This is a genomic window from Nonomuraea sp. NPDC049655 (genome assembly GCF_044465465.1).
GTDB lineage: Bacteria > Actinomycetota > Actinomycetes > Streptosporangiales > Streptosporangiaceae > Nonomuraea.
The window spans coordinates 256,957-280,558 of sequence record NZ_JBITLS010000009.1; the positions used below are offsets into that span (position 1 = coordinate 256,957).

Consider the following 23,602-nt stretch of genomic DNA (forward strand, 5'->3'; position numbering starts at 1 on the left):
CATGCCGATCCCCAGGATCGAACCGTACGCCATGCCGTCCGAGCTCCCGGCCGACCGGGTGGACTGGCGGCCCGACCCGCGCCGGGCCGTGCTGCTCGTGCACGACATGCAGAACTACTTCCTGCGCGCCTTCACCCCCGGCCGCTCGCCGATGGTCGAGCTGATGGCCAACGTGCTGGCGCTGCGCGAGCGGTGCGCCGAGCTGGGCGTGCCCGTCGTCTACTCCGCCCAGCCCGGCGCCCAGAGCGCCGAGCAGCGCGGCCTGCTGCTGGACTTCTGGGGCACCGGCATCGGCGCCGACCCGCGCGAGGCCGCCATCGCCGACGAGCTGACGCCCGGCGACGGCGACGTGCTGCTCACCAAGTGGCGCTACAGCGCCTACCAGCGCACCGGGCTCGCCGAGCTGATGGCCGGGCAGGGCCGCGACCAGCTCGTCATCTGCGGCGTGTACGCCCACATCGGCGTGCTGATGACCGCCTGCGAGGCGTTCATGCGGGACGTGCAGGCGTTCGTGGTCGCCGACGCCGTCGCCGACTTCTCCCGGCAGCACCACGAGATGGCCCTCACCTACGCCGCCGAGCGGTGCGCCGTCACCACCACGACCACCCGCGTCAGCCGCGCCCTGTCGGGGGCGGTGGCCGGTGTCTGAGGCCGAGGAGCGCCTGCGCGCCCAGATCGCCGGCCTGCTGTACGTCGAGCCCGCCGAGCTCGGCCCGCACGACGACCTGCTGGACGCCGGCCTGGACTCCATCAGGGTGATGACGCTCATCGAGGCGTGGAAGCGGGAGGGCCGCGACATCGGCTTCCCCGACCTCGTGGACCGGCCCACCATCGCGGCCTGGGCGGAGCTGCTCACGTGACCGTGCAGACCATGCCGCTCACGGGCGCCCAGGCCGGGATCTGGCTCGCCCAGCGCCTGGATCCCGCCAACCCCGTCTACAACGCCGCGGACCGCATCGACCTGCGCGGCCCGCTCGACCCGGCCCTCTTCGCGCGGGCGCTGGAACGCTGCCTGGCCGAGGCCGAGCCGCTGCGCCTGCGCTTCACCGCCGAACCGGCCCAGTACCTGCCCGACTACGACTCGCTGCGCGGCTGCCTGACCGTGCTGGACCTGCGCGCCGAGCCCGACCCGGAGGCCGCGGCCGACGCCTGGATGCGGGCCGACCTGGCCGCGCCCGTGGACGTCGTCACCGGCCCCCTGTCGCGGCACGCGCTGCTGCGCCTGGCCGGCGACCACCACGTCTGGTACCTGCGGGCCCACCACATCCTCATCGACGCCTACGCCCTGTCGATGCTGGTCGGCCGGACCGCCGGCATCTACACGGCGCTGGCCGACGGGCTGGCGCCGGGGGCGGGGCCGTTCGGGTCGATGGCGGCGCTGCTGGCCGAGGAGGAGGCGTACCTGGCCTCGGAACGGCGGGCCCGCGACCGGGCGTACTGGCTGGAGCGGCTGGCCGGCGCCCCCGAGCCCGCCGGGCTCGCCGGGACGCCCGGTCTGTCGGCCCGCGAGGTCGCCGGGCTCGCCGGCACGCCCGCCTTGTCGGCCCGTGAGGTCGTCCGGCGGCGCGCCGTCCTGCCGCCCCTGCCCCGGTGGGACGACCTGGCCCGCGCCGCCCGCGCCACCTGGGCCGACGTCGCCGCCGCCGGCCTGGCCTGCTACGTGGGACGGCTCACCGGCGGCACCGACGTGCTGGTCGGGCTGCCGCTGATGAACCGCACCGGGGCCGCCGTCCGCGTGCCGTGCCTGACGGTCAACGTGCTGCCCGTCCGGCTCGACGTACGGCCCGGGCGCACGGTCGGCGACCTGGTCGGGCAGGCCGCCCGCCGGATCGCCGAGGCCCGCCGCCACGGCCGCTACCGCATCGAGGACCTGCGCCGCGACCTGGGCCTCGGCGGGACGTCGCGGGCGCTGTTCGGCCCGCTGCTCAACATCAAGCCGTTCCCGGCCGAGACGAAGTTCGGCAACGCGACCGGCACCGTCACCAACCTGGCCGCCGGGCCGGTGGACGACGTGGCCGTGGCCCTGCTGCCCGACGGCGACCGCCTCACCCTGGAACTCGACGGCAACGCCGCCCGCTACGACCAGGCCGCCCTGGCCGCCCACACCCGACGCCTGGCCGGCTTCCTCACCACCCTGACCGGCGCCTCCCCGGACACCCCGCTCGGCCGCCTCCCCCTCCTCACCGCCGAGGACCGCGCGGCCCTTCCCTCCGAGGCCCCACAGCCGACCGGCCGCGCCACCGGCCGCGCCACCAGGCAGGCCGACGGCCGGACGGACGGCCGGACCGCTGGCCGGACCGCTGGCCGGACCGCTGGGCGGACCGCTGGCCGGACCGTGGTGGATGCCTTCCTGGAACGCGTCCGGCTGACGCCCGCCGAGACGGCCCTGGTGTGCGACGGCGACAGGCTCACCTACGAGGAGCTGGGCGCGCGGGTGGACCGGCTGGCCCGGCGGCTGGCCGCCGGCGGCGCGGGCCCGGAGCGGGTCGTGGCCGTCGTCCTGCCGCGCTCGGCCGAGCTGGTGGTGGCGCTGCTGGCGGTGCTGCGCAGCGGCGCGGCCTTCCTGCCGGTGGATCCCTCCTACCCGGCGGAGCGGCGCGCCCTCATGCTGGCCGACGCCGCCCCGTCCGTCGTGCTCACCCCCGGTTGGGCGGGGGATGCGCCCGGCACGCCGGATCCGCTGCCTCTCCCCGGGCCGGGCGACGCCGCGTACGTCATCTACACCTCCGGCTCCACCGGCCGGCCCAAGGGCGTCGTGGGGACCCACGGCGGGCTCGCCGCCCTCCTGGACTCCCACCGCGAGCGCCTGTTCCCGGACGGCGGGCGGCTGCGCGTCGCGCACACCGCGTCGTTCTCGTTCGACGCCTCCCTGGACCCGGTGCTGTGGATGATCGGCGGTCACGAGCTGCACCTGCTCGGCGACGACCGCTACCGCGACCCCGAGGCCCTGACCGCCTACGTCCGCGAGCACGGCGTCGACTACCTGGACCTGACCCCCTCCCACCTGAAGGAGCTGCCCGGCCTGCTGGCCGAGCCGCCGCGCGTCGTCGTGGTCGGCGGCGAGGACGTGCCCGGCCCGCTGTGGCGGACGCTGCGCGAGCGCACGTTCGCCGTCAACCACTACGGCCCCACCGAGGCCACCGTGGACGCCTACACCTGGCTCGGCGACGGCTCGGAGTGGCCCACCGCGGGCTCGTCGGCGCACGTGCTCGACCACGCGCTGCAACCGGCGCCGCCGGGCGCCGCCGGCGAGCTGTACCTGGCGGGGGAGGGGCTGGCCCGCGGCTACCTCGGGCGTCCCGACCTGACGGCCGAGCGGTTCGTCGCCGGTCCCGGCGGGTCGCGGCTGTACCGGACGGGCGACCGCGCCCGCTGGGCCGCCCCCGGACGGCTGGAGCTGCTGGGCCGGGCCGACGACCAGGTCAAGGTGCGCGGCGTGCGGATCGAGCCGGCCGAGGTCGAGGCGGTGCTGGAGGAGCACCCGTCGGTGGCCGCGGCCGCGGTCGCCCCCCACGCCGGCCGCCTGGTCGCCTACGTCGTCCCCACCCCACCCGGCGCGCCCGGCGCGGACCTCTCGACGGGGGTGGAGCTGCTGCGGTTCGCGGCCGCGCGGTTGCCCGTCGGGATGACGCCCGCCCAGGTCGTCACCCTGGAGGCGCTGCCCCGCACGCCCAACGGCAAGCTCGACCGGGCCGCCCTCCCCGCCCCCGAGGCCAGGGCCGCCACCGGCCGCGGGCCCGCGAACGCCGCCGAGGAGACCATGTGCGCCCTGTTCGCCGAGGTGCTGGACCTCCCGGCGGCGGGCCCCGAGGACGGCTTCTTCGACCTGGGCGGCCACTCGCTGCTGGCCGCCCGCCTCACCGTGCGGATCAGGGAGACCTTCGGGGCCGCCGTGCCGATCAGGGCCGTGTTCGACGCCCCCACCCCGGCCGGGCTCGCGGCCCGGCTCGGCGTCACCGCCGCCCCCCGGCCGCCCCTGGTCCCGTCCCCGCGGACCGGGCCGGCGGCGATGCGGCCCGATCCGGTGCCGCTGTCGTCCGCGCAGGCCAGGCTCTGGTTCCTGTATCGGATGGAGGGGCCCAACCCGACGTACAACATCCCGCTGGCGCTGCGGCTCGGCGGCGACGTGGACCGCGCCGCGCTGCGGGCCGCGCTCGACGACGTCGTGGCCCGGCACGAGATCCTGCGCACGGTCTTCCCCGAACGCGACGGCGTCCCCTGCCAGCGGGTCCTGGACCGGTACAGCGTCCCGATGCCCGTCTGGCAGCCGGACGAGCCCGCCGCGGCCATGCGCCGGATCGCCCGCCGCGGCTTCGACCTGGCCGCCGAGCCGCCCTTCCGCGCCCACCTGCTGCGGCTCGGCCGCGACGGGCACGTGCTGATGCTCGTCCTGCACCACATCGCGGGCGACGGCTGGTCGGCGGGGCCGCTGGTCGGGGACCTGAGGGCGGCCTACGAGGCCCGCCGGAGCGGCCAGGCGCCGGCGTTCGGGCCGCCGCCCGTCCAGTACGCCGACTACACGCTGTGGCAGCGCGACCTGCCCCTGACCGGGCTGGAACACTGGCGGGCCACGCTGGCCGGCCTGCCGGACCGGCTCGACCTGCCGTACGACCGGCCACGGCCCGCCGTGCTGGGCGGCGCGGGCGGCACGGTCCCCGTGACGTTCCGGCCCGCTCTCATGGCCGAGGTCGAGGCGCTGGCCCGCCGCGCCCGCGCCAGCGTCTTCATGGTGCTGCACGCCGCCTTGGCCGCCCTGCTCACCCGGCTCGGCGCGGGCACCGACATCCCGATCGGCACGCCCGTCGCCGGCCGCGGCCACAGCGCCCTGGACGGCAGCGTCGGCTTCTACGTCAACACCCTCGTGCTGCGCGCCGACACCTCGGGCGACCCGTCGTTCGCCGAGCTGCTGGACCGGGTCAAGGCCGCCGACCTGACCGCGTTCGACCACGCCGAGCTGCCCTTCGACCGGCTCGTCGAGGCGCTCAACCCGCCCAGGTCGCGCGACCGGCACCCGCTGTTCCAGGTCATGCTCGTCCACCAGGACGCCGCCGAACCGCCCGGCGTCGAGGTCGTCCACACCGGGACGGCGAAGTTCGACCTCACCCTGAACGTCGGCCCGTCCGGCGCCGGGTTCCTGGAGTACAACCGCGACCTGTTCGACCGGGCCACCGCCCGCGCCCTCGCCGGCCGGCTGACCCGCCTGCTGGAACAGGCCGTGGCCGATCCGGACCGGCCGCTCGGCGGGTACGACCTGCTCGACGCCGCCGAACGCCGCACCCTGGTCGAGGAGTGGAACGGCGACCTGGTCAGCGAGCCCGGCGGCACCCTGCCCGGCCTGTTCGAGGCCCAGGCCCGTCGCACCCCGGACGCCGTCGCCGTGGACACCTGGACGTACGCCGAGCTGAACGCGCGCGCCAACCGGCTGGCGCACAAGCTCATCGCCCACGGCGCCCGGCCCGGCGCCGTCGTCGCGCTGTCGCTGCCCCGCTCGCCCGACCTGGTGGCGGCGTTGCTCGCGGTGGTCAAGACGGGCGCGGCCTACCTGCCGCTCGACCCGTCCCACCCGGCCGCCAGGACCGACCACATGATCGCCGACGCCGGGCCGGTGTGCGTCGTGGACGCGTCCTGGCTGGGCGACCTCGGCGACTGGCTGGATCACGACCCGGAGCGCGACCTGCGTCCGGGGGACGCCGCGTACGTCATCTACACCAGCGGCTCCACCGGGCGGCCCAAGGGCGTGGTCGTCACCCACCACAACGTCGTCCGGCTGCTGTCGGCCACCGACGCGTGGTTCGGGTTCGGCCCCGCCGACGTGTGGACGCTGTTCCACTCCTACGCCTTCGACTTCTCGGTGTGGGAGCTGTGGGGCGCGCTGCTGTACGGCGGCCGCCTGGTCGTGGTGCCGTACGAGACCAGCCGGTCCCCGGGCGACCTGCTCGCCCTGCTGGAACGCGAGCGCGTCACCGTGCTCAACCAGACGCCGTCGGCGTTCTACCAGCTCATCGCCGCCGACGACGGCCGCGACCTGGCCCTGCGGTACGTGATCTTCGGCGGCGAGGCGCTGGAGCCCGCCCGCCTCGCCCCCTGGCGGGCCCGCCGTCCGGACCTGCCGCGCCTGGTCAACATGTACGGCATCACCGAGACGACCGTGCACGTCACCCACCACGTGCTGCCGCCCGGCGAGCAGCACGGCAGCCCCATCGGGCGCGGCATCCCCGACCTGCGGGTCTACGTCCTGGACGACCGCCTGCGGCCGGTGCCTCCCGGCGTGGTCGGCGAGCTGTACGTCGCCGGGGACGGCCTCGCCCGCGGCTACCTCGGCCGGCCCGGCCTGACCGCCGAACGGTTCGTCGCCGACCCCTTCGGACGGCCCGGCACCCGCATGTACCGCTCCGGCGACCTGGCCAGATGGCGCGCCGACGGCACGCTCGACTACGCGGGCCGCGCCGACCAGCAGGTCAAGGTGCGCGGCTTCCGCATCGAGCCGGGCGAGGTCGAGGCGGCCCTGCTGCGGCACCCGTCGGTCGCCCAGGCCGCCGTGATCGTCCGCGAGGACCGGCCCGGCGACCAGCGCCTCACCGCCTACATCGTCCCGCCCGCCGGATCCGCTTCCGCCGGAACCGCCCCCGCCGGAACCGCCTCCGAGGGGCCCGCCTCCGAGGGGCCCGCCTCCGCCACGGACGCCGACGTGGGGGAGGTGCGGGCGTTCGTGGCGCGGGTGCTGCCCGGCTACATGGTGCCGGCCGCCGTCGTCCGGGTGCCCGCGCTGCCGCTCACCGTGAACGGCAAGCTCGACCGCGCCGCCCTGCCCGCCCCCGAGGCCCCCACCGGCGGCGGCCGGCTGCCGGACGGGCCGCGCGAGGAGGCGATGTGCGCGCTGTTCGCCGAGGTGCTCGGCCTGCCCCGGGTCGGCGTGGACGACGGCTTCTTCGACCTCGGCGGCCACTCCCTGCTCGCGGTCCGGCTGGTGGCCAGGGTCAAGGAGGTGTTCGGCGCCGAGGTGTCCGTCGGCGCGCTGTTCGAGGCGCCGACCGCCGCCGCGCTCACCGTCCTGGCGCAGGGCGGCGCGCGCACCGACCCGCTGCGGACGCTGCTGCCGCTGCGCGAGTCCGGCTCCCGGCCGCCGCTGTTCTGCGTGCACCCGGCGGGCGGGCTGAGCTGGTGCTACGGCGGCCTCATCCGGCACGTCCAGGACCGCCCGATCTACGGGCTGCAGGCCCGCCGCGACCACCTGCCCACCTCGCTGCGCCGCCTGGCCGCCGACTACGTGGCCCAGCTCAGGCTGGTGCGCCCGCGCGGCCCCTACCACCTGCTGGGCTGGTCCACCGGCGGGATCATCGCCCAGGAGATGGCGGTGCAGCTCCGGCTGGCCGGGCAGGAGGTCGCGCTGCTGGCCGTCCTGGACGCCTACCCCGCCGAGGGCATGCGCGACCTGCCGCCCTCCGACGAGGCCGAGGCGCTGGAGGCGCTGCTCACGATGGCCGGCTTCGCCCCCGACGCCGCCCTCACGCTGGAGCGGGTGGCGGAGATCCTGCGCCGCGAGTCCAGCCCCCTGGCCGGGCTGCCGGCCGGGACGCTGGCCGAGCTGAAGGACCTCTACCTCAACACCAACCGCCTCGTCCGCGCCCTCGACACCCGCCGCTTCGACGGCGACGTGCTGTTCTTCCGCGCCACCGTCGACACGGTGGACGACACCCTGACCGCGGACGCCTGGCGCCCGCACGTCGGCGGCACGATCGAGACGCACGACGTGGCCTGCAGCCACAAGGACATGACACAGCCGGGCCCGATCGCCGAGATCGCCGCGATCGTCGCCGCCCGCCTCGACCGCCTCGACCATCTCGACCATCTCGACGGAATCGACCGACCCGGCGGCCCCGGCCCCCGTGGCGCCGCCCCCGCGACCCAGGAGCACACCCCGTGAACCCCTTCGACGACCCGGACGGGCAGTTCCTCGTCCTGGCAAACGACGAGGACCAGCACTCCCTGTGGCCCTCCTTCGCCGCCGTCCCCGACGGCTGGTCGGTGCGCTTCGGGCCGGACGGCCGGGCCGCCTGCCTGGCCTACGTCCAGGCGTCCTGGACCGACCTGCGCCCCCGCAGCCTGCGCCGGTGAGGGGCCGCGTACTGGCCGCCTACGTCACGGCGATGTGCGTGAGCGGCCTGGACGCGACGATCGTCAACCCGGCGCTGTTCGCCGTCGCGGCCGACCTCGGCGTGCCGCCCGCCGCGGCGAACGCCGTGGAGTCGGCGTTCCTGGCCAGCCTCGCGATCGCCATGCCGGTCGCCGGCTGGCTGTGCGACCGGTACGGCGCGTCGCGCGTCTTCCTGGCCGCGCTCGCCGCGTTCACGGCGGCCTCCGGGCTGTGCGCGCTGTCGTGGGACCTGGGGTCGCTGGTGTGCTTCCGGGTGCTGCAGGGCGCGGCGGGCGGCGTCCTGACGCCCGCCGGGATGGCCATGTTGTTCGCCGCCTACGCCCCGGCGGAGCGCATGCGGCTGTCCCGGCACATCGTGGTGCCGACCGCGCTCGCGCCCGCGCTCGGCCCGGTGCTCGGTGGCCTGCTGGCCGACACGCTCTCGTGGCGCTGGGCGTTCCTGGTCAACCTGCCGCTCGGCGCGGCGGCCCTGCTCGCCGGCGCCGCCGCGCCGCCGCCCGCCCCCGGCACGGGCGGAGGCACGGGCGGCGGGACGGCCAGGGGCGGGGGCACGGGCGCAGGGCGGCTGGACGTGCGCGGCCTGCTGCTGGCCGGCGCCGGGTCCGGCCTGCTGATGTACGGGCTGAACGAGGCCGCCGCCGGCCTGTCGCCGCTCGCCTGGGCGGCGCTGCCCGCCGGAGCCGCCCTGGTGTGGGCGCTGGCCCGGTCGGCGCGCAGCACCGAGCTGCCGCTGCTGGACCTGGGTCTGCTGGCCGACCGCGGTTTCCTGCGCGGCGCGGCCACCGCCACGCTGTCGGCCGCCGGGCTGCTCGGCATGCTGTTCGCCTTCCCCCTGATGTACCAGGACGCGCTGGCGGCCACGGCCACCGACGCCGGTCTCGTCGTCTTCCCCGAGGCGCTGGGGCTCATGGCCGCCGGGTTCCTGGTGGACCGCGCCTGCGCCCGCTGGGGCGAGCGGCGGGTGGTGGCGGCCGGGCTGCTCGGCGGCGCGGCGCTGTTCGCGTTCCTCGCGCTGGCCGAGCCGGGCCCCTGGACGCTGCGGGCCGTCATGTTCGCCGTGGGGCTGGTGCTCGGGCAGGCCGTGACGGCGGTGCAGGTGTCGGCGTTCACGACGGTCGGGCCGCAGGTGATGGGCCGGGCCATGACCCTGTTCCAGTCGCTGCGCATGCTCGGCGGCGGGCTCGGCGTCGGCGTGTGCGCCGCGGCCGCGGCCCTGGCCGGGTACCGCGCCGCACTGCTGGCCGCCGCGGCGTTCCTGCTGGCCGCCTGCGGCGCCGCGGCGCTGCTCCGGCCCACCGCGGTCACCGCGCGGAAGGCCGGCCCCACCGGCTGAGCCCCAAGCCGGCGGCCGTCCGGGGCTACGGGGTGAGCGCCAGGTCGGCGGTTGTCAGTGCGAGCAGGACGGCCGCCTCCACCAGCGCGCGGTCGGCTGCAGGGGCCGCCGCCGCGGCCGCGAACCCCGGCTCGTGCGGCGCGGCCCCGCCCGCCCCGATGTCCAGCATGGGATGGACGGCCGGCACGACGTGCGACACGTTCCCCATGTCCGTCACCGCGAACGGCTCACGCTCCACCGGCGCCGGACGGCCCAGCGCGGCGGCGTTGGCCGCGTAGAGACGGGCCAGGGCGGCGTCGTCGCGGAAGTCCAGGTAGTCGGGCTCCGGCCGGGTCAGCCGCAGCTCGCAGCCGGTCGCCGTCGCCGCGCCGCGGAAGCAGGACTCCACCCGGGCCCGCAGCCCCGCCAGGTCCCGCGCGGCGGCGGCCCTGATCTCGTAGGAGGCCGCGGACCTGGCCGGGATGACGTTGGGCGCCTCGCCCGCCGAGGTGACCACGCCGTGCACGCGCAGGTCGTGCGGGAGCTGCTGGCGCAGCAGGCCGATCGCCACCTGGGCCAGCGTCACCGCGTCGGCCGCGTTGCGGCCCTCGTACGGGGCGAGGGTCGCGTGCGCGGCCCGTCCGGTGTACTCGGCGTCCAGGGTGCCGAGCGCGAACGAGCGGAACCGGACGGTCTCGAACGGCCCGGGATGCACCATCATGGCGGCGTCCACGCCGTCGAACACCCCCGCCTCCAGCAGCAGCGCCTTGCCGCCGCCGCGTTCCTCGGCCGGGGTGCCGACGACCTTCACGGTCAGCCCCAGCTCGTCGGCGAACGGGGCCAGCGCCAGGCCCGCGCCGGCCGAGGCGGCGGCGATCACGTTGTGGCCGCAGGCGTGGCCGAGGCCGGGCAGCGCGTCGTACTCGGCGCAGAAGGCCACGGTCAGCGGGCCGCTGCCGAGAGAGGCGGAGAAGGCCGTCGGCAGGCCGCCCGCGCCCGCCGTCACCGCGAACCCGCCCGCTTCGAGCAGGCCCGCGGTCCAGGCGGCCGCCCGGTGCTCCTCGAACGCGGTCTCGGGGTGGGCGTGGATCCGGTGGCTGAGCGCGACCAGCTCGGGGGCGTGGGCCTCGGCGCGGCGGCGGATCGCGTCCCTGACGTTCACAGCCAGCCCGCCGCGAGGTCGGTGAGGCCGTCGGCCAGGCCGCCGAGCCAGCAGGCCGGGTCGTGGCCGCCGTTGTACTCGGTGTAGCTCACCTCGTACCCCTGGGCGGCGAGGGCGCCGGCGAAGCGGCGGTTCTCCTCCAGCAGCATCCACTCCAGCCGGCCGGCCTCGACGTGGAAGCGCACCGGCAGCCTCGGGACGGCGGCGTACCGGCGGGTCAGCCGTTCCGGATCCTCGTCGGGCCACCAGTACGACCCCGACTGCGACAGGACGTTGCCGAACCGTCCGGGCGCGAGGAACGCGGCGTAGGAGGCGGTCAGCCCGCCGAGGCTCTGCCCCGCGATCACGGTCAGCCCCGGATCGCTGGTCGCCCGCCACGTGCGCTCCGCCCACGGCAGCAGGTCGTCGGCCAGGTAGCGGACGAACGGCTCGTGGCAGGCCAGCTCCCGCAGCCGGGCCGGCCGGTCCACCGAGTCGGGCATCAGCACGACGAGCGGCGGGAGGCGGCCCTCGTTCACCAGGTTGTCCAGGGTGGGCGCGACGCGCCCGGCCCACACCTCGCCGTCCAGCAGCACCACGACGGGAAGGGGACCGGCGGCCGGGCCGGGCGGCGTGTAGACCCACACCCGCCGCCCGCCCGACCGCGCCTGGCCGACCCGGCCGCGCGGCACGCCCGGCCGGCGCTCCCGGTACGGCTGCGGCGGCGCCTGCGGCAGCTCCAGCAACGATGAGGGACGCCGGTCCGGCGGGCCGGGCACCGTGAGCGGGTTGCCCGGATCCGGCACGGCCGTGCGCATGACCTGGAGCCAGGAGTCCCGGTCGGTGCCCGGCAGCCGGTCGCAGGGCAGGATCTGGTAGCCGGCCCGCAGGTCGGCGTCGAGCTCGTAGGTCAGGTGGAGCAGGTCGCTGCCCGGACGGCGAGTCATGACATGTCTGCTGATGTCGCCCGCGTGCCGGTCGCGGTCGGTCATCGTGTTGATCAGCACGACCGCCTGCTCGTCGCGCGACCTGGGCCGCCAGAGGAACGTCACCTTGCACCGGCCGGGCGTGCCGGCGGGCTCGACGATCGGGGTGGTTGCGGGCGTCATGTCACGGCCTCCGGTCCGACAGCAGGGTCCACAGCAGGAAGGGGCCGCCCAGGATGCTGGTCACGACGCCCACGGGGATCTCGGCGCCGTCGGCGGCCACGCGTCCGGCCGTGTCGGCGATCACGACCAGCGCCGCGCCGGTGAGCGGCGCGCCGACCAGGGGCAGCCGGGCCGGTCCTGCCAGCCGGGCGGCGACGACGGGCGCGGCCAGGGCCACGAACGCGACGGGCCCGGCCACGCCCGCCGCCAGCCCGGCCAGCACGACGGCGAGCGCCAGCAGGGCGATCCTGGTCCGGCCTGGATCGACGCCGAGCCCGGCGCTGACGTCCTCGTCGAAGCGCAGCACCGCCACCCGGCGGGCCAGCGCGAGCGCGGCCGGGACCAGCACCGCCAGCCCGGCGGCCACGGGCAGGGCGACGGAGTAGCCGCGCCCGGCCAGGCTGCCCACGCTCCAGGAGTGCACGGCCGTGGCCGAGCCGAGCCCCTGCCAGGCCAGCAGCGACTGGGTGAGCGCGCCGGCCAGCGTGGTCAGCGCCAGCCCCGTCACGATGAACCGGTAACCCTGCCGGCCGACGCCGCCCGAGACGGCGAACACCGCCACCGCGGCGGCCAGCGCGCCCACGGGACCGATCCACCAGTGGGCGAACAGCGTGCCCGAGGCGGACACCATCCCGGCGACCATGATGGCGATGACCGCGCCCTGGTTGATGCCGAGCATGTCGGGGGTGGCCAGCCGGTTGCGGGCCAGCGCCTGGGTCAGGCAGCCGGACAGCCCGAGCGCCGCCCCGGCCACCAGCCCCGCCACCACCCGCGGCAGCCTGATCTCCTGGACGAGCAGCACGTGCCCGCCCTCGCCCGCGCCCGTCAGGGCACTCAGCGCCTGCCCGGCCGTCATGCCCGACTGCCCGGCCGCCACCGCCGCCACGACGGCCACCGCGGTGACCGCCAGCAACGCCGCCGCCGCCACGGAGGACCGTACGGGCACCAGCACCGACCAGCCCCGCCGCCGCACGACGCGCGTGTCGGAAGGCGAAGGCCCACCCGCCCGCGCGGCCCCGCGGGCGGGCCGCCGCCGCGGCGCGCGGGACGGGACCAGGTCACCGGGCCCGGCGGCCACCGCCCGGGACCGGGCCACCACGACCAGCACCGGCGCCCCCAGCACGGCGACCAGCAGCGCCACGGGCGCCTCGTACGGCCGCATGACCACCCGGGCCAGCACGTCGGCCCCCAGCAGCACCACCGCCCCGGCCAGCCCGGACAGCACGATCCGCGGCCCCACCCGCCCCCCGCCCAGGGCCCTGGACAGGTAACCGGCCAGCAGGCCGAGGAAGCCGATCGGACCGGCCACCGCGACCGCCGCGGCGCTGAGCAGCGTCACCGCCACCGTCACCCACAGCCGCGTGCGCCCCGGCCGGTGCCCGAGCGCGACGGCCAGGTCGTCGCCGAGCGCCAGCGCCGCCAGCGGCCGGGCCGCGACCGCCGCCATGACCAGCCCCGCCGCGACCGCCGGCGCGATCGCCAGCACCCGGTCCATGGGGATCCCGGCCAGCGAGCCGAGGATCCAGAACCGGTACTGGTCGAACGTGACCGGGTCGGCCACCAGCACGGCCGTGGTGATCCCGGTGAGCGTGGCCGACAGGGCGGCCCCGGCCAGCACCAGCTTCAGCGGCGAGAGCCGGGCCCCGATCGCGAGCACGACCCCGGTGGCCGGCAGCGCGCCGCCGAGCGCCCATCCCAGGTACGCGCCTCCGGTCTGCGCCCCGGCGGTGACGATCCCGATCACCACGCCGAGGGCGGCGCCCGCGTTCACGCCGAGCAGCCCGGTCTCGGCCAGCGGGTTGCGGGTGACCGACTGCAGCAGCATGCCCGAGACCCCGAGCGCGGCGCCGATGACGAGGGCCGCCAGCGTCCGGGGCAGTCGCAGCGTGTCCACCACCATGCGCAGGTGGTCGTCCCCGCCGCCGCTGAGCAGGTGGTCGAGGACCTGCCCGGGGGCGACCCGGCCCGCGCCGGTGAGCATGGACGCCGCGCACAGGGCCAGCAGCGCGGCGGCGCCGAGTCCGAAGGCCCGGACTTGCGTAAACATAAGGTAAGGCTAACCTAAAAAAGGTAAGGCTTACCTCATTTCTTAGCTCGGGAGCTCGTATGGCCCCTCTCCGCAGGGTCGGCGGACTGCTCGTCGCCGCCGCCGCCGTCCTGACCGCCGTGGCGTGCGGCGCGTCCTCCGCACCCGCCGCGCCGGGCGCGTCCGCCGCCGCCGCGCCGGCCGTCCGGGAGGTCAAGGACGCCACCGGCACCCTGATCAAGGTCCCGGCCCGGCCCAAGCGCGTGGTCACCCTCACCCAGGAGGACCTGGACGCCGTCCTGGCCCTCGGCGTGACCCCGGTGGGCATCACCAACGGCCAGGGCATCGACACGCCGCCGGCCTACCTGGCCGACAAGGTGAAGGGCGTCCCGGTCGTGGGCAACCTGCTGCAGCCGGTCATCGACAAGGTCGTCGAGGCCCGTCCGGACCTCATCCTCGCCGGCGACCTCCAGGACCAGCAGGTGCTCGACCAGCTCCGCAAGATCACCCCGGCCACCGTGGTCACGATGGCCCCCACCGACGACTGGAAGCTGTCGTTCATGGGCGTCGGCAACGCGCTCAACAAGCTCGACGCGGCCAGGAAGGTCATGGCCGACTACGACGCCCGCGTCGCCGCGGCCAAGGCCAGGATCAAGCCGGCCGAAGTGAGCATCGTGCGCTGGAACCCGCAGGGCCCGAGCTGGATGGAGAAGCGGCAGTTCGCCGGATTCGTCGCCACCGACCTCGGCCTGACCCGTCCCGCCGCCCAGGACAAGGACGGCACCGCCCACTCCATGCCGCTCAGCCTGGAGGCGCTGTCGGACATCGACGGCGAATGGCTGTTCGTCTCCACGCTGACCGCCGACGGCGAGAAGACGCTCGACGAGGTGCGGCGGACGCCCGCCTTCAAGGAGCTGAGAGCGGTCAAGGCGGGGCACGTCGTGCCGGTGAACGGCTCGGTCTGGAGCACCCGCGGCGCCCCGCTGGCCGCCGGCGTCGTCCTGGACGACCTGGTCAAGGCCCTCACCGCCGCCTGAACGAGCCTGGAAAGGGAATTTGCCGGGCGCGGCGCGGGTTGGCGGGGGAGATCGTCCGCATCCGATGAGGAGAACCCATGAACGACCACCCCGACGCCCCGGCCGTCCGACAGCTCCGGCTGGTCGTCGAGGCGGAGGACTACGAGGCGGCGCTGACCTTCTACCGCGACGTGCTCGGCCTGCCCGAGGAGGCCGCCTACTCCTCCGGCGACGGCGCCCGCGTGGCGATCCTCGACGCGGGCCGGGCCACCCTGGAGATCGCGAACCCGGCCCAGAAGAAGATGATCGACGACGTCGAGGTGGGCCGGCAGGTGGCGCCCAAGCTCCGGGTCGCCTTCGAGGTGGACGACTCCCGTGCGACCACCGCCCGCCTGGTGTCGGCCGGCGCGGACGAGGTGGCCCCGCCCACGCTCACCCCCTGGCAGTCGCTCAACGCCCGCCTCGACGCGCCCGGCGGCCTGCACATCACCGTCTTCCAGGAGCTCGCCACCCCGGAGGAGCGCGAGCAGCTGGACGGCTTCGGCACCTCCTGACCGGCACGTCCTGAGCGGCGGCTCGTCGGGCGGCGGCTCGTCGGGCGGTGGCTCATCCGGCGGTGGGGCGGGCGCGCACGTGCATGCGCTCGCCCTGCCGCCCGAACAGGGCGAGCACCTCCGTGGGCTCGGGGCCGGGATTGCCGAACGCGTGCGGCACACGGGTGTCGAACTCGGCCACCTCGCCCGCCGTCAGCAGCACGTCGTGCTCGCCGAGCAGCAGGCGCAGCCGCCCGGACAGGACGTAGAGCCACTCGTGGCCCTCGTGGGCCCGCTGCTCGTACTCGCCGTGAGGCCAGCCCGGCGGGTAGATCTGCTTGTACGCCTGGATCCCGCCGGGACGCCGGCTCAGCGGGATGTACGTCATGCCGTGCCGCGACACCGGTCGCAGGTGCACCCGCGGATCGCCGGTCGGCGGCACGTCGATCAGCTCGTCCAGCGGCACCTGGTGGGCGCGCGCCAGCGACAGCAGCAGCTCCAGCGTGGGCCGGCGGCCGCCCGACTCCAGCCGCGACAGCGTGCTGACCGAGATGCCCGTGGCCTCGGCGAGCTGGGCCAGCGTCACGCCCCGCCGCTGCCGCAACGCCCGCAGCCGCGGCCCCACCGCCCGCAGGACCTCGTCGAGATCCGGTGTCTCGTCCATGCGGCCCAGCTTGCCATTTCGGCAACGACATTTGTCAACCGCGTCGCGCGGGACGCACAGTGTGCCATCGGCACATCTCTGGAGGAACGCGTGGACGACAAGATGGACGACAAGTACGACGTGGTGGTCGTCGGCGGCGGGGCCGCCGGGCTCAGCGGCGCCCTGACCCTGAGCCGGGCCCGCCGCCGGGTGCTGGTGATCGACGAGGGGCGGCCGCGCAACGCCCCGGCCGACGGCGTGCACACCTACCTGGGACGGGAGGGCACCCCGCCGCTCGACCTGCTGGCCGCCGGCCGCGACGAGGTGGCCGGGTACGGCGGCGAGCTCGTCACCGGCTCCGCCGTGGCGGCCGAACGCCTGGACGCCGGCGGCTTCCGCGTGCGGCTGGCCGACGGGTCCGCGGTCGTGGCGGACCGGCTGCTGGTCACCACGGGCCTGGTGGACGAGCTGCCGGACCTGCCCGGCGTGGCCGAGCGGTGGGGCCGGGAGGTGCTGCACTGCCCGTACTGCCACGGGTGGGAGGTGCGCGACCAGCCGATCGGCGTGCTGGCCGCCGGCTCGATCGCCGCCCACCAGGCGCTGCTGTGGCGGCAGTGGAGCGACGACGTGACGCTCTTCACACACACCGCCCCGCCGCTCGGCGAGGAGGACCGGGCCAGGCTGGCCGCGCGCGGCGTCACCGTCGTCGAAGGGCGGGTCGCCGGCCTGTCGCCGGACTCCGGCCCGCTCACCGGCGTCACCCTGGAGAACGGCGACGTCGTCCCGTGCCGGGCCTTCGTGGTCGCCCCGCGCTTCACCGCCCGCTCCGCCCTGCTGGCCGGGCTCGGCGTCGAGACGGCCGAGCAGCTCATGAACGGGCACGTCATGGGCGTCCACGTGCCCGCCGACCCGGCCGGCGCGACCGGCGTCCCCGGCGTGTGGGTGGCCGGGAACGTGGCCAACCTGGGCGAGAACGTCATCGGCGCCGCCGCCGCGGGGGTCAGGGCGGCGGCGGCGATCAACGCCGACCTGATCGAGGAGGAGACCCGCCGCGCGGTGGCGGCCGCCGGCGCGCCGGTCTCCGGCGAACAGTTCTGGGACGAGCGCTACGGGCAGTCCGAACGGATCTGGAGCGGCAACCCCAACGTGCGCCTGGTCGAGGAGGTCGCGGACCTGGCACCCGGCACCGCGCTGGAACTGGGCTGCGGCGAGGGCGCCGACGCCGTGTGGCTGGCCCGCCGCGGCTGGCGGGTCACCGCCGCCGACATCTCCGGCGTGGCCCTGGCCCGCGCCGCCGTCCACGCCGCGGAGGCGGGCGTGGCCGAGCGCGTCGACTGGCAGCGCCACGACCTGGCCGAGTCCTTCCCCGAGGGCGAGTACGACCTGGTCACCGCGAGCTACCTGCACTCGCCCGCCGAGCTGTCGCGCGAGAAGGTCCTGCGCGCCGCCGCCGCGGCCGTCGCGCCCGGCGGTCAGCTCCTGGTGCTCGGGCACGCCGGCCCCCCGCCGTGGGAGCCTGAAGCCCGCGTCGAGCTGCCCACCCCGCAGCAGGTGCTGGACGCTCTGGAGCTGGCCGAGGGGGAGTGGGAGGTGCTGCGGGCCGAGGAGTTCGAACGCGCCCAGACCGCCCCGGGCGGCGCGCCGGCCGTCCGCGTCGACAACGTGCTGAGGATCCGGCGGCGCGGCTGACCCGAGCGCTCAGCGGCGGCGCTCGCGCAGGGCCAGGCCGCTGTCCTGGGGGGCGCGCTGGGCGAGCCGCTCCTCGACCTTCCGGTCGATCTCGTGGCCGACCCGCTCCGGGAACGAGTCCACCAGGGCCTGCTCGTAGTCGGGACCCAGCTCCCGGCGCGCGGCGACGGCGGCGCGCAGCTCGTCGTCCGGCAGTTCCGAGGCGCTCATACCCTCGGCTCTACGCCACCCCGGCACCCTCGTCCAGACACCGGGACGCGCTGGTCGAGGGCCGTCGTCAGCGGGCCGCGGGCGGTCTCCTCCAGCAGGGCGACGGTGGCGGTCAGGTCGGGGAAGGCGTCGATGAAGGCGTCGACCGGGTGCGGGGCGAAGTCGGCGGGCCGGCGCAGCCCGCTCTGCATGCAGGCGACGAACCGCAGGCCCGCGCCGGTGGCCGCCGCGGCGTCGGTGGGGGAGTCGCCGACGTAGAGGCACTCGTCGGGGGCCAGGCCGGTGGCCGCCAGCAGCTCGTCGAAGGCGCGCGGGTCGGGCTTGCCGAAGCGGGTGTTGCCGGCGTGGTAGACGGCCGCGATCCGGCCGTCGAGCGCGTGGCCCGGCGCCATCAGGTGCTCCATCTCGGCCTCGTCGCGCGAGGTCAGCAGCATGACCGCGCGCCCGGCCGCGTTGAGCTCGTCGATCGCGCGCAGGTTCTCCCCCGGGACGGCGTCGACCAGCCCGGCCGCCACGTACTCGCGCAGCACGGCGTGATGCAGGGGCAGGTAGGCGGCCAGGTCGAGGCCGGGCGAGCGCAGCGGCATGGCCTCGTGCAGCGACCGGCCCCAGGTCGCCACGTGCACCGCCCTGGACATGGGCCCGTGGCCGAGCCGCCCCAGGACCTCGTTCTCCAGCTCGAAGCACGCGGCCTCGGTGAGGCACAGGGTGTCGTCGACATCAACCACCACGGCACGGATCACAGGCCACACCATAACCGGTGGCCGTCTCAGGAGCCGACGGCGGCGGCGCGCAGCGCGCCCGCCAGGTCCGCGACCGGCCCGGGGACGGGGCCGGGGAGGCGGGCCAGCAGCAGCCGCCGCTGCTCGCGCGGCCCGCCCCGCACCGGCAGCACCCGTACGCCCTCCGGCAGGGCCGGGCCCATCGACGCCGGCACCGTGGTCAGCCCGCAGCCGGCCGCCACGAGGGCGAGCTTGGCCAGCCAGTCGCGGACGACGAACACCGTCTCCGGCCGCTCGTCCAGGCCCGGCCACACGCCCAGGGTGGGGCTCTCGCCCGCCGGGGCGGCCGGGCTGGCGATCCAGGGACGGCCGTGCAGGTCGGCGACGTCCACGTACTCGCCCCGGGCCAGCGGGTGCCCGGCGGGGACGGCCACCCGCAGGCCGCGCTCGGTGAGGATCTCGATCTCCAGCGGCGGCGTCTCGGCGTCCGGGGCGCGGAACGGCGGGGCCGAGCTGAGCAGGGCCAGGTCCAGCGTGCCGGCCCGCAACGCGCGGACCAGGGCCGAGCTGCCGTCCTCCCGCCCGGTGACCGCGATGGACGGACGCGTGCGGCGCAGCTCGGCCAGCGCGCGGGGCACCAGCGCGGCCCCCGCCGCCGCGAACCAGCCGAACCGGACGGTCGCCGGCTCGCCGGGCAGCCCGGCCAGCTCCCTGGCCGCGGCGTCGACCTCGTCCACGACGGCCGCGGCGCGGCGGAGGACGAGCCGTCCGGCGGCGGTCAGGCGCACGCCGTCGTGCCGCCGCTCCAGCAGGCGCGCCCCGGCGGCGCGTTCGAGCGCGGCGATCTGCCGGGACACGGCGGACTGCGTGTAGCCGAGGGCGGTGGCCGCCGCGGTGAGCGTGCCCCGCTCGGCGACCTCCCGGAAGACCCGCAGGGCGGTGAGCGACGCGTCGGTGAAGGCCATGACGATCACGCATACCGGACTTGAGTAACTTTCGCTACCCGAATGCCTCCGGCCGCTCCTAACCTGACCGGTGCCGGGAGCGCGCACCGGCCCGCACAAGCATTTTTCGAAGGAGTGACAATGAGCACCACCCCGAAGGTCGCCCTGGTGACCGGCGCGACGCAGGGGCTCGGGCTGGCCCTCGTCGAAGGGCTGGCCCGCCGGATGACGCCGGACGACACCGTCTACCTCACCGGGCGCGACGCCGCCCGCGTGGCCGAGGCCGCGGCGGCGATGCCGGCGACCGGCGCCCGGGTCCGCGGCGAGCTGCTCGACGTGGCCGACCCGCAGGCCGCCGCCGAGCTCGCCGGCCTGCTGCGCGAGCGGCACGGCGGCGTGGACGTCGTCGCCGGCAACGCCGTCATGCGCGTCGGCCCGGACGACGACATGCGCGCCCTCATCGACGCCTACACCGAGGTGAACAACTTCGGCACCACCCGGCTCCTGCGCGCCTTCGCCCCGCTGGTCCGGGACGGCGGCAGGCTCCTGGTGGTCGGCAGCTCGCTGGGCACGCTGCACCACCTGGCCCCCGTCCTGCACGACCGCTTCGACGGGCTGACCAGCCTGGAGGAGGTGGACGCTCAGGTGGCCGCCTGGCGCGACGCGGTCAAGGACGGCAGCGCCCGCGCCCAGTCCTGGCCGGGCTTCGTCAACATCCCGTCCAAGGTCTGGCAGGTCGCCGCGGTGCGGGCGCTGGCCGGACAACGGCGGGAGGAGGACGCCCGCCGCGGCATCCTGCTGGCCGCCGTCTGCCCGGGGATGATCAACACGCCGACGTCCGGCCTGTGGTGGGACGTCAGCGGCGCGCCTACGCCGGAGCAGGCCGCCGTGCCGCTGCTCGACCTGGCCCTCGGCCCGGTGGACCCCGGCCACTACGGGGAACTCGTCCGGTTCGGACGGGTTCTCCCATGGCGGCCGGAGTGGCGGCCGGAGTGGCGGCCGGAGCGGCGGCCGGAGCGGGCGGCTAGTTGATCGTGACGATCGTCCCGGCGCCGTTGGGGTACTCGACGTAGCCGGTGTTGACGCGCTGCGTCGCGCCCGTCCAGGACGCGGTCAGCGTGAACGGCGTGCCGGCGGTCACCTTCGGGCGGGCCGGCGTCACGGTGAGCGCGCCGCGCGCGTGGCCCGCCTCCACGATGTCGGTCTGGGTGGTGAACGCCGTGGACGTCGTCCCCGGCAGGTCACCCAGGCTGAGCACGATCAGGGTGTACCTGCCGGGCCGCGGGCGGGACAGCACGGCGCGGTGGTCGCCGTCCGGGCTGGACAGCCACGCCTTGAACTCGCGCTCGCCGGCGCCCTCGCGGACGAGCAGGCCGCCCACCTGGGCCTCCGGGTTCACCGCCTTGATGCGGAACGCGGCGGCCCTGGCGCCCTCGGGCACCGTGACCGGGATCTCGCGGCCCCACACCTCGTCCTGGCCGACCGTGCCGGGCGTCTCGGCCCCCGAGACCGGCCCGTACGGGGTGACCTGGAACTTCTTCAGCCCCGGCGTCACCTCGAAGGAGAGCGAGCCGGTCGCGCCCGCGCCGCGCACCTCGGCGGGCGCCCTGGCGCTCAGCGGCGTGACCACGATCGCGCTGCGCACGCCGATGCCCGCCCCGGTCCAGGTGAGCCGGCCGGTGGCGGTCTCGCCGGTGGCCTCGGGCAGCGTCTCCAGCGTGACGGTGAACTCCCTGGCCTGGCCGGCCTCCTTGAACACCAGCGTGGACGGCTTGACCTTCGCCCTGAACCCGGGCACCTCGATCGAGGCGTGGTAGACGCCCGGCGTGAGCGCCGTCACCCGGCGGGTGACCGTGCGCGAGCCGAACAGCTCGGCCACCGCGATCGTCGGGTAGTTCAGGTCGGAGGCGGCCAGCGGCGCGACGCCGGTGCCGGTGGCCACGCCGAGGCCCTCCAGGAACCCGTACCAGTCCTTCGGCCCGGCGTCGTAGACCAGGCCGGGGGTGAACATGCGGGACGGGTCCACGTGCCCGGCGCCCTGGGCGAAGACGTCCGGGGTCCTGGTGTCGTAGGCGGTGGTCATCATGGCCGACTTGATCGCCATCGGCGACATCTGGGGATGCCGGCCGAGGTAGAGGGCGGCCAGGCCGGCGATGTGCGGGGTGGCCATCGAGGTGCCGGAGTAGAAGTCGAAGTCCTTGCCGTCGTTGCCCGGCGGCGCCACGGCGGCCAGGATCGCCGCGCCGGGGGCGGTGACGTCCGGCTTCAGCAGGTCGCCCTTGGCGGACAGGGCGGGGCCGCGCGAGGAGAAGCTGGTCACCTCGGGGTAGGCCACGCCGTCGGAGGGGGCGGGGAGCAGGGTGGCCGTCGCGCCCGGCGTGGCCGCGTACGCCGCGATCCTCCCGGCGTCGGGCGCGTCCACGTGCACCGTCGGCACGGCGTGCAGGTCGGCGTCGGTGGACTGGGGGGTCGGGTTGCCCAGCACCATGCCCACGCCGCCGGCCCGCCTGACCTCGGCCGACTTCTCCACGCGGGCCGTCGTCCCGCGCTCGCAGTAGACGATCTTCCCGGCGGCCTTGGCCGGGTCGAGCGCGCCGGCCGCGCACACCTCGGCGTCGGCGTCGGACGCCTGGCCCGCCTTCACCGACACGGCGGTGGCCAGCGGCACGGGGCCGAGCGGCGCGACGACCGAGGTGCTGATGCCCCGGTAGGCGGCGCCGTCGCCGAGCCGGACCTCGCCCCGGCGGGGCGCGATCGTGCCGGCGGCGACGGTCGTCGTCCAGGGTGCGGTGTTGTCCAGCGTGGAGGCGTCGGGGCCGGAGTTGCCGCCGGCGGTGGCGACGAAGACGCCGGCCTGGGCGGCGGCCAGGAAGGCGAGCTGGATCGGGTCGTCGGCGGGCGATTCCGACATCGCGCTGCCGATCGAGTAGTTGATCACGTCCACGCCGTCGGCCACCGCCTGGTCGATGGCCGCGATCAGGTCGGAGCTGAAGCCGCCCGTCGTGCCGCCGTCCTTGCCCTGCCACAGCGCCTTGTAGACGGCGATCGCCGCGCCCGGCGCGACGCCGGAGACCGTGCCGAAGTCGATGCCGTTCGCGGCGGCCGGCACGCCGTGGTCGCCCGCCGCGGTCCCGGCGGTGTGCGAGCCGTGGCCCTGGGCGTCGCGCGGCGAGGCGAAGTCGTCGCGCTGCTGCGGCGGGGTCTGCCGCAGCCACTGCTCGCCGAAGTAGCGGGCGCTGATCAGCTTGCCGTTGCACAGATCGGCGGTGAAGCGCTCGCCGGTCTGGCAGAGACCGGTGAACGTGGAGCCGTCGGCCTTCCGCATGACCGTGGCCCCGTCCTTGAGATAGGGGCGGTACGGGTCGGCGCCGGCGGCCGGCTCCGTGCCGAGGGCGGGGCCGGCGAAGGACGGGTTCTCCGGCCAGATGCCGGTGTCGACGACGCCGACGACCACGCCCTTGCCCGCCTTGCCCGTGCCGCCGAGGGCGGCCCACAGGCCGCGGTCGCCGGACAGGCGCAGGAAGTCGGTGGAGTTCCGGTCGTCCAGGGCCTTGTGCAGGACGTCCGGGGTGACCGAGAGCACGCCCCGGCTGGCGTGCAGGCGCAGGGCCTGGGCGGGGGTGAGGTCGGCGGTGAAGCTGTTGGAGGCGACCACGTGGTGGGCGGTGGCGGACGCGCCGACGCTGCGGGCCACCTCGTCCTGCCGGGTGGTCAGGCGGTCGCGGTAGCGCCTGGCGTGGGGGCTGGTGGTGTCCACCTTCCTGCCCTTGCCGCCCTTGGTGGGCGCGATGCCGGTGACGCCGCCGTCGTAGGTGGCCAGGGGCGACTCGGTCAGGGTGACGACGTAGGGGGAGGGGGCTGCGGCCGGTGCGGCGGCTGCTGTGGAGGCCGCCGCGGGCCCGGCCACGGCCGGGACGGCGGCGGTGACCGCCAGCGCGGCGGCCAGTGCTAGTGCGCGGTGAACGCGGGTGTTGCGGGACATTGCTCCTCAAGGGGGACGAGCCTGGTCACCCGTCCGGGGAGGATCACCGGAGGGCCGCCTTGGAGTCAAGCGTCCAGTGGA

At 76.2% G+C, this 23,602-nt stretch carries 17 protein-coding genes; 9 read left to right on the top strand and 8 right to left on the bottom strand.

The window, feature by feature from the left end; all coding sequences use genetic code 11:
• The first annotated feature begins 1 nt into the window (after position 1).
• From ACIBQ6_RS28770 to ACIBQ6_RS28790, 5 genes are read left to right on the top strand one after another with little or no spacing between them, the layout of a single operon-like run.
• Positions 2-649 carry an isochorismatase family protein gene (locus ACIBQ6_RS28770; protein ID WP_397215699.1) on the top strand — a complete coding sequence of 216 codons (648 nt, stop codon included), beginning with the start codon at positions 2-4 and terminating at the stop codon, positions 647-649.
• Positions 642-860 carry a phosphopantetheine-binding protein gene (locus tag ACIBQ6_RS28775; RefSeq protein WP_387673335.1) on the top strand — a complete coding sequence of 73 codons (219 nt, stop codon included), beginning with the start codon at positions 642-644 and terminating at the stop codon, positions 858-860. Before ACIBQ6_RS28770 ends, ACIBQ6_RS28775 begins: the two co-directional genes overlap by 8 nt.
• Positions 857-7,924 (top strand): amino acid adenylation domain-containing protein, encoded by a 7,068-nt coding sequence (locus tag ACIBQ6_RS28780; RefSeq protein ID WP_397215701.1) that lies wholly within the window; start codon positions 857-859, stop codon positions 7,922-7,924. The genes ACIBQ6_RS28775 and ACIBQ6_RS28780 overlap by 4 nt, the downstream gene beginning before the upstream one ends.
• Positions 7,921-8,115 carry an MbtH family protein gene (locus ACIBQ6_RS28785; RefSeq protein ID WP_358297748.1) on the top strand — a complete coding sequence of 65 codons (195 nt, stop codon included), beginning with the start codon at positions 7,921-7,923 and terminating at the stop codon, positions 8,113-8,115. Before ACIBQ6_RS28780 ends, ACIBQ6_RS28785 begins: the two co-directional genes overlap by 4 nt.
• Entirely contained in the window at positions 8,112-9,488 is a 1,377-nt protein-coding gene (locus tag ACIBQ6_RS28790; RefSeq protein ID WP_397215703.1) for an MFS transporter, read from the top strand. Before ACIBQ6_RS28785 ends, ACIBQ6_RS28790 begins: the two co-directional genes overlap by 4 nt.
• A 25-nt stretch (positions 9,489-9,513) precedes the next feature.
• Here ACIBQ6_RS28790 and ACIBQ6_RS28795 read toward each other — a convergent pair whose 3' ends face one another.
• Genes ACIBQ6_RS28795 through ACIBQ6_RS28805 form a run of 3 tightly spaced genes read right to left on the bottom strand, consistent with a single transcriptional unit; the run spans position 9,514 to position 13,803 of the window.
• Positions 9,514-10,629 (bottom strand): amidohydrolase, encoded by a 1,116-nt coding sequence (locus ACIBQ6_RS28795; RefSeq protein ID WP_397215705.1) that lies wholly within the window; start codon positions 10,627-10,629, stop codon positions 9,514-9,516.
• Positions 10,626-11,717: an enterochelin esterase gene (fes, locus tag ACIBQ6_RS28800; protein WP_397215707.1), complete on the bottom strand. Its 1,092-nt coding sequence runs from the start codon at positions 11,715-11,717 to the stop codon at positions 10,626-10,628. The genes ACIBQ6_RS28795 and fes overlap by 4 nt, the downstream gene beginning before the upstream one ends.
• Position 11,718: 1 nt before the next feature.
• On the bottom strand, positions 11,719-13,803 hold the full coding sequence (locus tag ACIBQ6_RS28805) for an iron chelate uptake ABC transporter family permease subunit (RefSeq protein ID WP_397215708.1): 2,085 nt from the start codon (positions 13,801-13,803) through the stop codon (positions 11,719-11,721).
• Between the two features lie 59 nt (positions 13,804-13,862).
• Between ACIBQ6_RS28805 and ACIBQ6_RS28810 the strand changes: the two genes are divergently transcribed.
• Both ACIBQ6_RS28810 and ACIBQ6_RS28815 read left to right on the top strand, forming a co-directional pair.
• The gene (locus ACIBQ6_RS28810) at positions 13,863-14,819 is read left to right on the top strand and encodes an ABC transporter substrate-binding protein (protein WP_397215710.1); all 957 of its coding nucleotides are present in this window, start codon (positions 13,863-13,865) and stop codon (positions 14,817-14,819) included.
• 77 nt (positions 14,820-14,896) lie between these two features.
• On the top strand, positions 14,897-15,352 hold the full coding sequence (locus tag ACIBQ6_RS28815; protein ID WP_358297736.1) for a VOC family protein: 456 nt from the start codon (positions 14,897-14,899) through the stop codon (positions 15,350-15,352).
• Positions 15,353-15,404: 52 nt separating this feature from the next.
• Here the strand turns inward: ACIBQ6_RS28815 and ACIBQ6_RS28820 are convergent, their stop codons facing one another.
• Positions 15,405-15,995, bottom strand: coding sequence for a helix-turn-helix domain-containing protein (locus ACIBQ6_RS28820; RefSeq protein WP_397215712.1), 591 nt, complete (start codon positions 15,993-15,995; stop codon positions 15,405-15,407).
• A 90-nt stretch (positions 15,996-16,085) separates the two neighbouring features.
• Between ACIBQ6_RS28820 and ACIBQ6_RS28825 the strand changes: the two genes are divergently transcribed.
• Complete coding sequence (locus tag ACIBQ6_RS28825; protein WP_397215714.1) at positions 16,086-17,663, top strand: FAD-dependent oxidoreductase; 1,578 nt, start codon at positions 16,086-16,088, stop codon at positions 17,661-17,663.
• Between the two features lie 9 nt (positions 17,664-17,672).
• On the opposite strand, the gene ACIBQ6_RS28830 is transcribed toward ACIBQ6_RS28825, so the two are convergent.
• From ACIBQ6_RS28830 to ACIBQ6_RS28840, 3 genes are read right to left on the bottom strand one after another with little or no spacing between them, the layout of a single operon-like run.
• Positions 17,673-17,873 (bottom strand): hypothetical protein, encoded by a 201-nt coding sequence (locus ACIBQ6_RS28830; RefSeq protein ID WP_397215716.1) that lies wholly within the window; start codon positions 17,871-17,873, stop codon positions 17,673-17,675.
• Entirely contained in the window at positions 17,870-18,604 is a 735-nt protein-coding gene (locus ACIBQ6_RS28835) for an HAD family hydrolase (protein WP_397215718.1), read from the bottom strand. Before ACIBQ6_RS28835 ends, ACIBQ6_RS28830 begins: the two co-directional genes overlap by 4 nt.
• Before the next feature lie 38 nt (positions 18,605-18,642).
• The gene (locus tag ACIBQ6_RS28840) at positions 18,643-19,560 is read right to left on the bottom strand and encodes a LysR family transcriptional regulator (protein WP_397215720.1); all 918 of its coding nucleotides are present in this window, start codon (positions 19,558-19,560) and stop codon (positions 18,643-18,645) included.
• A gap of 120 nt (positions 19,561-19,680) precedes the next feature.
• Between ACIBQ6_RS28840 and ACIBQ6_RS28845 the strand changes: the two genes are divergently transcribed.
• Positions 19,681-20,571, top strand: a complete 891-nt coding sequence (locus ACIBQ6_RS28845; RefSeq protein WP_397215722.1) for an SDR family NAD(P)-dependent oxidoreductase — start codon at positions 19,681-19,683, stop codon at positions 20,569-20,571.
• On the opposite strand, the gene ACIBQ6_RS28850 is transcribed toward ACIBQ6_RS28845, so the two are convergent.
• Entirely contained in the window at positions 20,564-23,521 is a 2,958-nt protein-coding gene (locus tag ACIBQ6_RS28850; RefSeq protein WP_397215724.1) for a S8 family serine peptidase, read from the bottom strand. The genes ACIBQ6_RS28845 and ACIBQ6_RS28850 overlap by 8 nt on opposite strands.
• Between the last annotated feature and the right edge of the window lie 81 nt (positions 23,522-23,602).